Origin of the sequence: Hydrogenophaga sp., from assembly GCF_030651625.1 — a bacterium.
In the GTDB taxonomy this organism is placed as follows: Bacteria; Pseudomonadota; Gammaproteobacteria; order Burkholderiales; family Burkholderiaceae_C; genus Hydrogenophaga.
Genome location: NZ_JAUSCF010000022.1, coordinates 195,579 through 210,033, shown reverse-complemented (window position 1 = coordinate 210,033; position 14,455 = coordinate 195,579). Strand labels below are relative to the sequence as shown.

9 protein-coding genes are annotated in these 14,455 nt (G+C 62.7%); 4 read left to right on the top strand and 5 right to left on the bottom strand.

Going from position 1 to position 14,455, the window contains the following annotated elements:
• Positions 1-56: 56 nt before the first annotated feature.
• The 3 genes from dapD to Q7V46_RS08850 all read right to left on the bottom strand — a co-directional run bounded on the left by dapD (position 57) and on the right by Q7V46_RS08850 (position 2,990).
• Complete coding sequence (gene dapD, locus Q7V46_RS08860) at positions 57-881, bottom strand: 2,3,4,5-tetrahydropyridine-2,6-dicarboxylate N-succinyltransferase (protein ID WP_304913163.1); 825 nt, start codon at positions 879-881, stop codon at positions 57-59.
• A gap of 40 nt (positions 882-921) precedes the next feature.
• Entirely contained in the window at positions 922-2,145 is a 1,224-nt protein-coding gene (dapC, locus tag Q7V46_RS08855) for a succinyldiaminopimelate transaminase (RefSeq protein WP_304913162.1), read from the bottom strand.
• Between the two features lie 65 nt (positions 2,146-2,210).
• On the bottom strand, positions 2,211-2,990 hold the full coding sequence (locus tag Q7V46_RS08850; RefSeq protein ID WP_304913161.1) for an MHYT domain-containing protein: 780 nt from the start codon (positions 2,988-2,990) through the stop codon (positions 2,211-2,213).
• 249 nt (positions 2,991-3,239) lie between these two features.
• Here Q7V46_RS08850 and smc point away from each other — a divergent pair, with 249 nt between their 5' ends.
• From smc to ligA, 3 genes are all read left to right on the top strand, one after another.
• Positions 3,240-6,758, top strand: coding sequence for a chromosome segregation protein SMC (gene smc, locus Q7V46_RS08845; RefSeq protein ID WP_304913160.1), 3,519 nt, complete (start codon positions 3,240-3,242; stop codon positions 6,756-6,758).
• A 17-nt stretch (positions 6,759-6,775) separates the two neighbouring features.
• Positions 6,776-7,984, top strand: coding sequence for a cell division protein ZipA C-terminal FtsZ-binding domain-containing protein (locus Q7V46_RS08840; protein WP_304913159.1), 1,209 nt, complete (start codon positions 6,776-6,778; stop codon positions 7,982-7,984).
• A gap of 141 nt (positions 7,985-8,125) precedes the next feature.
• Positions 8,126-10,207 carry an NAD-dependent DNA ligase LigA gene (gene ligA / locus Q7V46_RS08835; protein WP_304913158.1) on the top strand — a complete coding sequence of 694 codons (2,082 nt, stop codon included), beginning with the start codon at positions 8,126-8,128 and terminating at the stop codon, positions 10,205-10,207.
• Positions 10,208-10,296: 89 nt separating this feature from the next.
• On the opposite strand, the gene Q7V46_RS08830 is transcribed toward ligA, so the two are convergent.
• Positions 10,297-10,575 (bottom strand): hypothetical protein, encoded by a 279-nt coding sequence (locus tag Q7V46_RS08830; RefSeq protein WP_304913157.1) that lies wholly within the window; start codon positions 10,573-10,575, stop codon positions 10,297-10,299.
• 605 nt (positions 10,576-11,180) lie between these two features.
• Between Q7V46_RS08830 and def the strand changes: the two genes are divergently transcribed.
• Entirely contained in the window at positions 11,181-11,717 is a 537-nt protein-coding gene (gene def, locus Q7V46_RS08825) for a peptide deformylase (protein WP_304913156.1), read from the top strand.
• Positions 11,718-11,755: 38 nt separating this feature from the next.
• Here def and Q7V46_RS08820 read toward each other — a convergent pair whose 3' ends face one another.
• Positions 11,756-14,452, bottom strand: a complete 2,697-nt coding sequence (locus Q7V46_RS08820; RefSeq protein ID WP_304913155.1) for a [protein-PII] uridylyltransferase — start codon at positions 14,450-14,452, stop codon at positions 11,756-11,758.
• Positions 14,453-14,455 lie beyond the last annotated feature (3 nt).

The window sequence follows — 14,455 nt, the reverse complement described above, 5'->3', positions numbered from 1 at the left end:
TGCGCCCAGTCAGGATCTGCTCGCCAATGAAAGACCCTCTGTGCGGCGACATCATTTCAGGGACGCAGGAGATCGTTCAGGCTGGTTTTGGCGCGGGTCTGCGCATCGACGCGTTTGACGATGATCGCAGCATACAGGCTGTACTTGCCACCGTCCTTGGGCAGACTGCCGCTGATGACGACCGAGCCCGCCGGAATGCGGCCGTAGCTGATTTCGCCGGTGGCACGGTCATAGATCGGCGTGCTCTGGCCGATGTAGACACCCATGGAAATGACCGAATTCTCTTCCACGATCACACCTTCGACCACTTCTGAGCGCGCGCCGATGAAGCAGTTGTCTTCGATGATGGTGGGGTTGGCCTGCAGGGGCTCAAGCACACCACCCAGGCCCACACCGCCTGAGAGGTGCACGTTTTTCCCCACCTGGGCGCACGAACCCACGGTTGCCCACGTATCCACCATGGAGCCTTCGTCCACATAGGCGCCAATGTTCACGTAGCTGGGCATCAGGATGGCCCCTTTGCCGATGAAACTGCCGCGGCGCGCGACCGCAGGTGGCACCACCCGAACCCCGGTGGCTTTCATTTCCGCGTCGGACAGGTGAGCGAATTTGGTAGAAACCTTGTCATAGAAGGCGAGGTCGCCGCTGCGCATGATCTCGTTGTCCTTGAGGCGGAACGACAGCAGCACTGCCTTCTTGATCCACTGGTGCACGGTCCACTGGCCGACCGATTCCCGCGTGGCCACACGCAGCTTGCCTGCGTTGAGTTCGGCAATGACATGTTCCACGGCGTCCATGACTTCCTTGGGCGCAGTGGATGGCGAAAGCTCTGCGCGGTTGTCCCACGCGTTGTCGATCAGTGATTGCAGTTGTAGAGTCATAAGGCTTGTACAGAGGGTGAAAAAAGTCGACGTGCGCCACTCAGGTGTTGCGGGCGACAAAGTCAGCGATGCGGCGGGCCGCCTCAAGGCATTCCGCGGTTTCGGCCACCAGGGCCATTCGAACGCGCCCCTTGCCCGGGTTGACGCCACCAAAGTCACGCGCCAGATAGCTGCCAGGCAGAACCGTCACATTGTATTGAGCCAGCAGGGCCTGCGAAAAGGCCTCATCCGCGCTCAGCCCAGCCACACGTTGCTCAAAGGATGCGGGCACACCGGCCCAGAGGTAGAAAGAAGCGTCCGGCAGCGCAACATCCAGCACCTCCGCCAGCACAGGTGTGACCTGCGCGAACTTTTCCCGGTACTGACGGCGGTTGTCTTCCACATGGGTTTCTTCGGCCCAGGCGGCGGCGCTGGCAGCCTGGATGGCTGGGCACATGGCGCCACCGTGGTAGGTGCGGTAAAGCAGGAAAGGTTTGATGAGCGACGCGTCGCCGGCGACAAAACCGCTGCGAAGGCCGGGCACGTTGCTGCGTTTGGACAGGCTGGTGAAGCACATCAGGCGTTTGAAATCGGCTCGCCCGAGCCTGTTCGCGGCCTCCAGGCCGCCCAGCGGGGGTTCGTCGCGGAAATAGATTTCGCTGTAACACTCGTCGGACGCGATCACAAACCCGTGGCGGTCGCTCAGTTCAAACAGCGTGCGCCATTCGTTCAGCGGCATCACGGCGCCCGCCGGATTGCCCGGCGAACACACGAACAGCAATTGGGTGCGTGCCCAGACGGCTTCTGGAACAGCGGACCAGTCGGCTGCGAAATTGCGCTTCGGGTCGCTCGCCACGTAGTACGGTTCAGCGCCACCCAGCAGCGCCGCGCCTTCATAGATTTGATAGAACGGGTTGGGAAACACCACCGTGGCGCCGGGTAGGGTGGGATCCAGCACGGTCTGGGCAAATGCAAACAGCGCTTCCCGCGAGCCGTTCACAGGTAGCAACTGGGTCGACGGGTCCACGCTCACGCTGTAGCGCCGCTTCAGCCAGTCGGCACAGGCCTGCTTCAGGGCGGGTTGTCCCGCTGTGGCCGGGTAGTTGCTCAAGCCGGTATCCAGCGCAGCAGACAGCGACCGTTTGAGGAACTCAGGCGCGGCGTGCTTGGGTTCGCCAATGCCCAGGCTGATGGCATCAAACTCGGGGTTGGGTGTGATGCCTTCGAAAAGCTTGCGCAGTCGTTCAAACGGGTAGGGCTGGAGGCGGGAGAGAAGCGGATTCATGCCCCGATTATCTGTGGGGTGGACAAAACGCTAAGCCCACCCCCTGGAATCCGTCGTGTATCGACTCACCTCGCTGAGCGCATGGCCCGTGAAGCGTCTCTGGAGGTTTTGGCGACAAGCCCTTGAAAAAACTGATGCATACCGAGCAAGGCCACCATCAGCACGGTGGACACAATGACCAGGGAAGGTAGGCGGAAGGCACTGACATAGCCTGGACCTTGTGGAATGGCTACCCGATTTTCTGTGGTGCAAATGAACTCGGCAGCGTACATGCCGGTGTAGTGCATGGCGCACACCGCCACGCCCATGGCAAGGGAGGCTGCAAAACGACGGAGGAGCGTGGGGCTGTTGAAGGCCAGCCAGAGGGCTGCAGTGGCGGCCACGATGGCAATCACCATCGACAGAACGACGATGCCGTAGTCCCAACGGATGTAACCGTTGAATTTCAGCCCGAACATACCCAGATAGTGCATCACCACCACGCTCATGCCCAGCAGGGAGCCAGCTATTGCCAGTCGAACGAGGTTGTCGGGTGACTTTGCCGCGTAGGCCACAGTGAGCGATGTCGCCACCACCACCACGGCGAGTGACGCGAGGGTTTCGATCATGGAATAGCTGCTTCCCACGTCCATGTTCAAGGCCAGCATGCCGATGAAATGCATGGACCATACCCCGACGCCACCCAGTGCGATTCCGATTGTTGCCAGGTTGATCAGACTGGGCCTGCCATTGCCTGGGCTCAACCGTGAAGCAGCCGTGAGGGCAACAAATGATCCGATCACGGCAAAGGCGAATGAGAGTGCAACAAGGAGGGGGTCATATGAGGTGCTGACTTCAGGATTCATGTGGATAGCCTGGAAAGATGGATTTTGAACTAGGCAGTATTTAAATGTACCGGTAAGTAAATGTAATCGGCGGCATATAGCCCCTGGTATGTTGTGGGCATGTCAGGTGCAGCTTCAACCGCTGCTGACTGTGCGGCTCGCTTGCCCAGGCCGAATGCACGATTTCGCAGGGTGGGGGGCGGGTATCATTTCCCGGTGTCGGCGGCCGGGACCGGGCGTCTTCTCTTCAGTCAGTCATCGGGCAGCGTCGTGCGTCTCAACTCCATCAAGCTCTCCGGCTTCAAGTCTTTCGCCGAACCCACCAATTTCATGTTGCCTGGCCAACTGGTGGGCGTGGTGGGGCCCAACGGATGCGGCAAGTCCAATATCATGGATGCGGTACGCTGGGTATTGGGCGAGTCCAGAGCGTCTGAACTGCGTGGTGAATCCATGCAGGACGTGATCTTCAATGGCACCAACACGCGCAAGCCAGCCAGTCGATCCAGTGTGGAGCTGGTGTTCGACAACAGCGACCACCGCGCCGGCGGGCAGTGGGGCCAGTTTGGCGAAATTGCGGTCAAGCGCGTGCTCACGCGCGACGGCACCAGCAGCTACTACATCAACAACCAGCCGGTGCGCCGCCGCGACGTGCAGGACGTGTTCCTGGGCACCGGCCTGGGACCACGGGCCTACGCCATCATCGGTCAGGGCACCATCAGCCGCATCATCGAGAGCAAGCCCGAAGAGCTGCGCCTGTTCCTCGAAGAAGCCGCCGGCGTTTCCAAATACAAGGAACGCCGCCGCGAGACCGCCCACCGGCTGGCCGACACGCGCGAGAACCTCACCCGGGTCGAAGACATCCTGCGCGAGCTCAACGCCAACCTGGACAAGCTGGAAAAGCAGGCCGAGGTGGCGGCGAAGTACAACCAGCTGCAAGCCAGCGTCACGCTCAAGCAGCACCAGCTGTGGTTCCTGAAGCGCAGCGAAGCCGAGGCCGATCAGGTCAAGGTGAAGACCGACGCGGCCCAGGCGGTGAATGATCTGGAGGCGCGCACCGCCGATCTGCGGCGCATCGAATCCGAACTGGAGACCATCCGACAGGCGCATTACGCCGCGGGCGATCAGGTCAATCAGGCGCAGGGCAAGCTCTATGAAGCGAGTGCCGAGGTGGGCAAGCTCGAAGCAGAAATCCGCTTCGTCGTCGAGGGGCGCACCCGGGTGGAACAGCGTCTGGTGCAACTGAAGGAACAGATCGCCTCTTGGGCCACGCGCAGCGAAGATGCCGCTGTTGAACTGGAACAACTGGCCGAAACCATGGTGGCAGCAGAAGACCAGTCGGTCGTGCTGGCCGCACAGGGCGAAGAACAGGCTGGCGCCTTGCCTGCGCTGGAAGACAGCCTGCGCCAGGCCCAGGCCCGCGCCAACGAGCAGCGCGCCAGCGTCGCGCAGGTGCAGCAGCAGATCCAGGTGCTGGCCGCTGAGCAGCGCAACATCGAAGAACAGAGCCGCACGCTCAGTCAGCGCCGTGAACGTCTGAACGCGGACCGCAATACGCTCGCCGCGCCAGATGAAGCGCGGCTGCTGGACGCGCAAGGCCAGCTCGCCAGAGCGCAAGAGTCGGCGGAACTGAACGACGCCGTGCTGCATGAACTGCAGGACAGCGTGCCCCAGCTCGACGATGCGCGGCGCGCGGCGCAGCAGGCGGTCAACCAGGAATCCGCCAGGCAGGCCGACTTGTCGGCCCGCATGGAAGCGCTCAAGGCACTGCAGGAAAAGGTCAAGACCGACGGCAAACTGAAGCCCTGGCTGGCCAAGCACGGGCTCGACAGCCTGCAAGGGCTGTGGAGCCGCATTCACATCGAAGCCGGCTGGGAAAATGCCCTGGAAGCCGCGTTGCGCGAGCGCCTGGGTGCGCTGGAAGTCTCGCGACTGGACATGGTGCGTGCCTTTGGCGCCGACGCACCGCCGGCCAAACTGGCCTTTTACAACCCGCCAGCGGGCGGCGCAACACCCGCTTCCACCGTGGGTCTCAAGCCTCTGTCCGCCTGGCTGCGACTGAGCGACGCCGGGCAACAGGCGTTGCTGGGTGAATGGCTGCACGGCTGCCTGACCGCACACAGCCTGGAAGAGGCCATGGCACAGCGCGACCGGTTGCAGCCCGGCGAGGTGATCTTCGTCGCCAGCGGCCACGCTGTCACGGCGCACAGCGTGAGCTTTTACGCCCCGGACAGCGAACAGGCCGGCCTGCTGGCACGCGCGCAGGAAATTGAGAACATCGAGAAGCTGCTGAAGGCCCAGGTGCTGATCAACGAACAGGCGCGCTCAAGCCTGGTGCGTGCCGAGGCCGCTTACACCGATGCCTCTCAGCGGCTGGTGAGCGCACGTCGCGAGGCCGCCGAATCGCGCAGCCGGGCACACGAGCTGCAGGTGGAAGCCCTGCGCCTGACACAGCTGGCCGAACAGACCCGCGCACGCAGCGAGCAGATCAGCGCCGACCTGTCCGAGGTGGACGCCCAGCTTGACGAACTGCAGGAGCGGCGCGTGACCGCTGAAGCGCGTTTTGAAGAGCTCGACATGCAGTTGGCCGACAGCCAGGAGCGGCACGCCCAGCTGGACGACACCGTGATCGCGGCCGAACGCGCATTGAATCAGGCCCGTGAGCAGCAGCGCTCCCTGGAGCGCACCGCACAAGAAGCCACCTTTGCCCTGCGCAGCCTGCAGGCGCGGCAAGCCGAACTGCAGCGCTCGCTGGAGACGGCTGCCTCACAGGAAAAATCGCTGGCCGACGAAGAGCAGCGGGCCGCCGAAGAACTGGCCCGTCTGAACGATGCCGCCGCTCAGGCCGGGCTGCAGAACGCCCTGGCCATGAAGCTCGAACGCGAGCAGGCGCTGGGCGCGCTGCGCAGCCAGTACGACGACCTCACCCTCAAGCTGCGCGCCAGCGATGAGCGTCGCCTTCAGCTTGAACGTGAACTGGAGCCCCTGCGATCGCGCATCACCGATTTCCAGCTCAAGGAGCAGGCTGCCCGGCTGGGTGTGGAGCAATACAGCCAGTTGCTGGACGAAGCACAGGCCGACCTGGCCGCCGTGGCGCAGAGCGTGCAGGAAGGCAATGTGCGCATGGCGGGCATGCAAGGCGAGATTGACCGCATCCACCGCGAAATTCAGTCGCTGGGTGCGGTGAACCTGGCCGCATTGGACGAACTCACATCCGCGAGCGAGCGCAAGGTGTTTCTGGACGCGCAGTGCGCCGACCTCAACGAGGCCATGACCACGCTGGAAGACGCGATCAAGAAGATCGATAGCGAGACCCGCGACCTGCTGGGTAGCACCTTCGCCACGGTCAATACCCACTTTGGCAAGATGTTCCCCGAGCTGTTCGGCGGGGGCAATGCCAAGCTGGTGATGACGGGCGAAGAAATTCTGGATGCCGGCGTGCAGGTGATGGCTCAGCCACCGGGCAAAAAGAACCAGACCATTCATTTGCTGTCAGGTGGGGAAAAGGCGCTGACCGCCATCGCCCTGGTCTTCGCCATCTTCCAGCTCAACCCCGCGCCGTTCTGTCTGCTGGACGAGGTGGACGCGCCGCTGGACGACGCCAACACCGAACGCTATGCGAAACTGGTCACCACGATGTCAAGAGAAACGCAGTTCCTGTTCATCAGTCACAACAAGATCGCCATGGAAATGGCCGAGCAACTGATCGGCGTGACCATGCAGGAACAGGGTGTTTCCCGTATCGTGGCGGTGGACATGGAGTCTGCCGCGGGCATGCTTGAATCCACCTGACCAATGGCGAAAGCACCATGAGTTCACTTCAAATCAGTCTGGCCATCATTGGCGGCCTCGTGCTGGCGGGGGTGGTGGCCTACAACGCCTGGTTGACCAGCAAGAGTGCGCCCCGCACGGCCCGCGAATGGCCGCAGGACACCCCGGGTGCCGAGCCGGGCCATCAGAGCGCACGCGTCTTTGCCGAGACCGACCCGCCTGAGGACATGCTGGGTGACCGGATTGAACCCGTTCTGGACGACGTGTCTGTGGATGAAGCCATGGGACTTGCCAGCGCACGGCCAGGTGCTGCGGCTCCGCAGCACCTGGCTGCAGTGGCGCCCGTCACTTCTGTTCCACCTGCTTCACCTGCTCCGCCAGCTGTACCGGTCACACTTCACCATGTGATTTCCGCTCCGGAAAAGCGACCCGGCCTCGACGCGCTGATCGATGTCATCACCCCCCTGCTGCTGGAAAACCAGGTTTCCGGCGATGCGCTGCTGGCTGCGATGCCTGGCACACGCCGTGTGGGCAGCAAACCCTTTGCGGTGGAAGCCCAGTGCGAAGAAACCGGCGAATGGGAGGCGCCGCGACTGGGGCAGCGCTACCGCGTGTTGCAGGCGGGAGTGCAACTGGCCAACCGGGCCGGGCCTCTCAATGACATTGAGTTTTCGGAGTTCGTGGTGAAGGCACAGGCCTACGCTGACGCGGTCGGCGCCACACCGGATTTCCCCGACATGCGCGCAGAGGTGGCCCGCGCGCGCGAGCTCGATGCTTTTGCCAGTGGGCATGATGCACAGCTCGGATTCACCTTGCGTGCCCGCAGGGCTGCCTGGAGCCCTGGCTACCTGACGCAAAACGCGGCGCAGCTCGGTTTCGTGGCCGGCGTTTTGCCGGGGCGTATGGTCTTGCCTGGCAGTGAAGGCGGCAAGGCACCCATTCTGAGTCTCACATTCGACTCGCAGGCGGCCATGGCGGAAGACCCGGAGCAAACGGCCTTGCGCGAAGTGGCGCTGGCGCTGGAAGTGACGCATGTGCCGCGCAGCGAGCAGCCGTTCCAGCGCATGCGCCAGGCGGCAGTTGCACTGGCCCAGGCCATGGATGGTGTGATCACCGATGACGCCGGCCAGCTGTTGTCGGTTGAGACCATGGACAGCATCGGCGCCGATCTGGAAAACCTCTACGATGCGCTCGACAGTCGCGATCTGTCTGCGGGTTCCCCGCAAGCCCGGCGACTTTTTTCCTGACACTTCTGAGAAGCAGTTGAAGCGCTTCGCAACTTCTGCGGTGTGAAAGGCGCGTAGTACCTACCAATCACAATGCGTTGGTTTGCCCGCACCGGGTCTATCAGGTCGGCCTTACCCGCAACCGAAGCGTGATCTTTTCGCATGAGCACATCTGATCTCTTTTCTTCTGACGTGTCGACAGCGGCTCGGGCCGCCGCATTGCGTGAGCAGCTCCATCACCACGCCGACCGGTACCACACGCTCGACGACCCGGAAATTCCCGACGTCGAATACGACCGACTGTTTCGTGAGCTACAGGCGCTGGAAGCGCAGCATCCCGAACTGCTCACCCCCGACTCGCCCACTCAGCGGGTGGGTGGACGCGTGCTTGACGAGCTGGTGGCGGTGCGGCACCGGGTACCCATGCTCTCCATCAATACCGAGACCGACACCGAGCCCAGCGGGGCTCTCAAGTTCGACAGCCGTGTGCGTCGAGCACTTGGATTGAAGGAAACAGATCCCCCGGTGGCGTATGTGGCTGAGCTCAAGTTCGACGGCCTGGCCATGAGCCTGCGCTATGAGCAGGGTGTGCTGGTGCTGGCGGCCACCCGTGGCGACGGCGAGGTGGGCGAAGACGTGACGCACAACCTGCGCACCGTGAAGTCGGTGCCGTTGCGGTTGCCGCAAGATGTGCCACCGGTGCTTGAAGTGCGTGGCGAGGTCTACATGCGCCGCGACGATTTTGATGCGCTTAATGAACGTCAGCGCACCCGCATCGCTGCGGGCGCCAAGGGCGAAAAGACCTTTGTGAACCCGCGCAATGCAGCAGCCGGCGCGGTGCGCCAGCACGACTCGGGGATTGCCGCACAACGCCCCTTGAGCTTTTTCGCCTACGGCCTGGGCGAGGTGACGCCGCCGGATCAAGGCGGCCCCGAGTTCGGCACCCACTTTGACATGCTCATGAGCCTCAAGGTCTGGGGATTTCCTGTGGCCGAGCAGACCACCCTTTGCACTGGCGCAGAAGAGCTGGTGGCCTTCCACCAGCGCATCGGCGCGGTACGCGACCAGTTGCCCTACGACATCGATGGTGTGGTCTACAAGGTGAACTCGCTGGCCTTGCAGCAGCAACTGGGTTTCGTCTCCCGCGAGCCGCGATGGGCGGTGGCGCACAAGTACCCTGCACAAGAGCAGCTCACCACCGTGCTGGCCATCGACGTGCAGGTGGGGCGCACCGGCAAGCTCACACCCGTGGCCAAGCTGGCACCCGTGTTCGTGGGCGGCGTGACAGTCACCAACGCGACCTTGCACAACGAAGATGAAGCGCGTCGCAAGGACGTCCGGGTCGGCGACACAGTGATTGTGCGCCGCGCGGGCGATGTGATTCCGGAAGTGGTGTCGGTGCTCGTGGACCGCCGCAACAGCGCAGACGCCGCAGTCTTTTCCATGCCCAGGCAGTGCCCGGTGTGCGGCAGCGCCGCCGTTCGCGAAGAGGGTGAAGCCGACTACCGCTGCACCGGTGGCCTGTTCTGTGGTGCCCAGCGCAAGCAGGCCATCCTCCACTTTGCCCAGCGGCGAGCGGTGGAGGTGGAAGGCTTGGGCGACAAGTTGGTGGAGCAGTTGGTGGACGCTGGCCTGGTCAAGACCTTGCCCGACCTTTACCGGCTGGGCTTTGCGGCACTTGCGCAGCTTGAACGGATGGCCGACAAGTCGGCGCAGAACATCGTCGCTGCGCTGGAGAAATCCAAGCAGACCACGCTGCCGCGGTTTCTGTTTGGTCTGGGTATTCGGCACGTGGGCGAAACCACTGCCAAGGACCTCGCGCGGCATTTTGGTGGCCTGGACCGCATCATGGACGCCAGCACGGAACAGCTGCTCGCAGTCAACGACGTGGGGCCGGTGGTGGCACAGAGTGTGCGCACCTTTTTCGACCAGCCCCACAACCGAGAGGTGGTGGAGCAACTGCGCGCGTGCGGTCTGCGCTGGGAAGAGGGCGAACCCGCGGAGCGCGCGCCTCAGCCGCTTGCCGGCAAAACCTTTGTGCTGACGGGCACGTTCCCCAATCTGAGTCGCGATGCGTCCAAGGACCTGCTGGAAGCCGCAGGCGCCAAGGTGGCCAGTTCTGTAAGCAAGAAAACCGACTACGTTGTGGCTGGCGCAGAAGCCGGCAGCAAGCTGGAAAAAGCGCAAGCCCTCGGTGTCACCGTGATCGACGAGGCGACCATGCTCGCCCTGCTGAGGAGTTGAATTCGACGCCGGGCTGCTGCAAGTCGAATTCGCCGCCTATGGGGGCAACAACCCGCTTCAGAGACGGAGTGGAGAGGCCAGGATTCGGCCTACTTGAACTTGTAGTGATCCCGGTTGAGAACCGCAGCCACAGCGCTGACATCCTCAGGGAACATGCCCATGTTCATGGTGGTGTTGCACATTTCCACCATGCCGCGAAGCAGGCCAGCAGTATTGATCTTGCCCAAGGGTTTGTAGATGGCGCTGCCGTCACCGCCCACTTTGCTGACATGGCAGGCAACGCATTTGTGTTCGGCGATCAACTTCTCGCCCAACGCCATATCGGCATCCTTGAAGATCTCTGCGCCCTGAGCCCGGGCGCCTTGCACGCCGGCCAGTGCAAGGACCAGGAAACCTATCCCGAAAAGGCGCGACCGCAGAAGTGCCCGTGGGGGCGTGTACGGGGTGCAGAGGGAGCGGGAGGAAGAGGGGGAGGTCGACAAAGCGAGACGCTTGGAGAAAAATGGCATGGTAAGCAGCCTCCTGAAAGGGATTAGGGCCGGTCATGGCATCGCCCGGGTGTGCGAAGCAATTTACACCGCTTCTTGCTTTCGCCATCATCCGGGTAAACCATCGCTTGGCCGCAGTTCGCATCTATGCCTGAGGGAGAATCGGAAATCTCCACCACTGGTCTGACGCGCCGCCCCTCGATCGACACGAACCAGCCGTGTTCCTCGGCGAAGCTCTCGCTGGTTTTGCGGTCGCCTCACCTTGCAGCTGCCACTTTCCCCGCCAATGGAATGCGCCATGCAGCGCAGACGTGAGGGAATCGATGATGTTCTGCCGATTGCGGCCGAATCTGGCCGTTCCGGGCACTGCCGGGAGGCGTTTGATGCACGCCGTCACTGTTTGTGAATAGGCAATTGCGGTGAATCGAAACAGGAACCGCCCTATCATCGTCTGCTCCGAATCCACCCGAGCAGTTCCCTTCGCCATGACCCGCCACGCCATCCTGAAAATGGGCGACCCGCGTTTGTTGCGTGTGGCCCGCCCTGTTACCGAATTCAACACCCCAGAGTTGCATCGTCTGGTGACAGACATGGAGGAAACCATGACGGGCGCCAGTGGTGCCGGATTGGCGGCACCCCAGATCGGTGTCGATCTCCAAGTGGTGATCTTTGGTACCGGGGGTCTGAACCCGCGTTACCCCGAGGCACCGGTTGTGCCGCGCACGATCCTGCTCAATCCGGTCATCACGCCGCTGGGTGACGAGGAAGAAGAAGGTTGGGAGGGCTGCCTCTCGGTGCCTGGACTGCGTGGCATCGTGCCCCGGTGGCGGCGCATTCGTTACCAGGGTTTCGATGTGGCGGGGTCGCCGATCGATCGCGAGGCGGAGGGTTTTCACGCCCGCGTGGTGCAGCACGAGTGCGATCACCTCTGGGGAAAGCTGTACCCGATGCGCGTTCGGGATTTTGCCCGGTTTGGATTCACCGATGTGCTGTTTCCCGGCCTGACAGTACACGACGACTGAAGTCTTGCCGGCGACCTCTTCGGACAGGTCAACCGGGCCTATCCTTCCAGCGTCTCCAGCAGTTCGGTTTCGATTTCTATCTGGCGGCGGTTGACCTGCAGTTGCGGCCCGCTGATGAGGAATGTGTCTTCAACACGCTCGCCCAACGTGGTGATTTTGGCCAGTTGCACGCTGATGTCATGGCGTGCAAGCACCCGCGATATGCAGTACAGCAGGCCCGCCCGGTCGCTGGCCGAGACACTGAGCAGCCAGCGCTGGGCCTTGTCGTCGGGCCGCAGGTCGACCCTGGGATTGACGGGAAAGTTCTTGACCCGGCGCGAAAGGCGACCCTTGGTGGGCGTGGGCAAGGGGCCGCGTTCGTCAATGGTGCGAGCGAGGTTGTTCTCCACCATGGCGATCAGTTCGCGATAGTGGTCGGACAGCGTGGATGCCACCACCTGAAAGGTGTCAAGCGCATGTCCGTCCCGTGTGGTGTGCACCCGTGCATCCAGAATGCTGAAGTCGGAGGTGTCGAAGTAGCCGCAGATGCGCGCGAACAGATCATGCTGGTCGGTCGCGTACACCAGAACCTGCAAGCCTTCCCCGGCCGGTGAGAGGCGGGCGCGAACGATGGCTTTGCTGTTCGTATGGGCGGAGGGGGCTGCGGCGGTCTGGGCTATCTGCCGGGTCAACACCCGTGTGTGCCAGGCGATTTCATCGGCCTGGTGGCGCATGAAGTAGCTCACGTCCAGCGTGTCCCAGAGCGCCTTGTGTGCCTGGTGCGGCAGTGCGTGCAATGCCAGGATCGAGAGCGCTTCGCGCTTGCGTGCCTCGATCATGGCCCCGGGATCGGGCGCCCGTCCGCCCAGGGCACGCAGGGTGTAGCGGTACAGGTCTTCCAGCAGTTTGCCTTTCCAGGCGTTCCATACCTTGGGGCTGGTGCCCCTGATATCTGCCACCGTCAGAAGGTAGAGCGCGGTGAGGTAGCGCTCGTTGCCTATGCGCTGGGCAAACGCATCGATCACCTCCGGGTCGCTGAGGTCTTCTTTCTGGGCCATGCGGCTCATGATCAGGTGCTCGGCAACCAGAAATTCAATCAGGCGCGCATCCTCGCGCGCAATCCCGTGCTGGCGGCAGAAGGTGCGCACATCGCGTGCGCCCAATTCGGAATGATCACCGCCCCGACCTTTGGCGATGTCATGAAACAGCGCCGCTATGTACAGCAGCCACGGTTTGTCCCATCCGGCCGCCAGTTGCGAGCAGAAGGGGTACTCGTGTGAATGCTCGGCAATGAAAAATCGGCGGACATTGCGCAGCACCATCAGGATGTGCTGGTCCACCGTGTAGACGTGAAACAGGTCGTGCTGCATCTGTCCGACGATGTGGCGGAACACCCACAGGTAGCGTCCCAGCACCGAGGTCTGGTTCATGAGACGGATGGCGTGCGTGATGCCTTCGGGTTCCTGGAGGATACGCAGGAAAGTCGAACGGTTCACCGGGTCGCTGCGGAAGCGTGCATTCATGACCGGGCGGGCGTTGTACAGGGCGCGCAGCGTGCGTGCCGACAACCCCTTGATACCCACGGTGGTCTGGTAGATCAGAAATGTTTCCAGAATGGCATGGGGCTGCTGCACGTACAGGTTGTCGCTGGCCACTTCCAGCATGCCGCTCTTGTCGAAAAAACGCTCGTTGAGCGGCCGCAACCGGTCCACACCGGCGTCGTCGCAGCTGAGCCGCTCTTCGATATTGAGCAAGAGGATCTGGTTGAGCTGGGTGACGGCTTTGGCCGCCCAGTAATAGCGCTTCATGAGCGCCTCGCTGGCCCGGCGGGTCCCCCGGGCAGTGGGTGCTGCATGCGATTCGGGCGCTGCACCGGTCAGTACCGCAGGCACGTGAGCCCTGAAGCCGAAAGACTCGGCCACCGACGTCTGCAAGTCGAAAACCAGGCGGTCTTCACGGCGGCTGGCCAGCAGGTGGAGCCGTGCGCGAATGAGGTTCAGCATGGCCTCGTTGGCCTTGATCTGGCGCGCTTCCAGTGGCGTGGCCAGTCCCTTGCGCGCGAGTTCGTCCCAACTGCGGCCCAATCCGGCGGCCTTGGACACCCAGAGAATGATCTGCAGGTCACGCAACCCACCCGGGGACTCCTTGCAGTTGGGCTCCAGTGAATAGGGCGTGTTCTCGAATTTGTTGTGCCGCTGGCGCATCTCCAGCTTCTTTGCCACGAAAAACGCTTTCGGGTCCATGGCTTCGCCCAACTTGGCCACCAGGCGGGTGAAATGCGATTTGCTGCCGCAAAGCAACCTGCATTCGAGCAGCGATGTCTGGACGGTCACATCGCGGAGCGCCTCATCCACACATTCCGCGACGGTGCGCACGCTGGAACCGATCTCCAGACCCAGATCCCAGCAGGCGCCGATGAAGCCTTCCAGACGCACCTTCAGGACTTCGTCCGAGTCCGGCGTGCTGCCATCGGGAAGCAACACCAGTACGTCGACGTCCGAATAGGGAAACAGTTCGCCACGCCCGTAGCCGCCTACCGCCACCAGCGAAAAACCGGGGCCGAAACCCGACCGTGCCCAGAGCTCCCGCAACGTCTGGTCGGTCAATTTGGATAGCCGTTGTAGTGCGCTGCGCACACCCCGGGTCGAAGAACCCTCGACGCCCAACTGGGCCAGCAGGGCCGCTTTTTCGTGACGATACTGCAGGCGCAGTGAGCCAAGGTCGCTCACACCGGGGGCGAGCACGGGCGCCGACATGGC

What these genes read in the sequence shown, in the direction of transcription:
- dapD (WP_304913163.1), bottom strand. Translation starts at nt 881, where the DNA reads ATGACTCTACAACTGCAATCACTGATCGACAACGCGTGGGACAACCGC.
- dapC (WP_304913162.1), bottom strand. Translation starts at nt 2,145, where the DNA reads ATGAATCCGCTTCTCTCCCGCCTCCAGCCCTACCCGTTTGAACGACTG.
- Q7V46_RS08850 (WP_304913161.1), bottom strand. Translation starts at nt 2,990, where the DNA reads ATGAATCCTGAAGTCAGCACCTCATATGACCCCCTCCTTGTTGCACTC.
- Q7V46_RS08840 (WP_304913159.1), top strand. Translation starts at nt 6,776, where the DNA reads ATGAGTTCACTTCAAATCAGTCTGGCCATCATTGGCGGCCTCGTGCTG.
- ligA (WP_304913158.1), top strand. Translation starts at nt 8,126, where the DNA reads ATGAGCACATCTGATCTCTTTTCTTCTGACGTGTCGACAGCGGCTCGG.
- def (WP_304913156.1), top strand. Translation starts at nt 11,181, where the DNA reads ATGACCCGCCACGCCATCCTGAAAATGGGCGACCCGCGTTTGTTGCGT.
- Q7V46_RS08820 (WP_304913155.1), bottom strand. Translation starts at nt 14,452, where the DNA reads ATGTCGGCGCCCGTGCTCGCCCCCGGTGTGAGCGACCTTGGCTCACTG.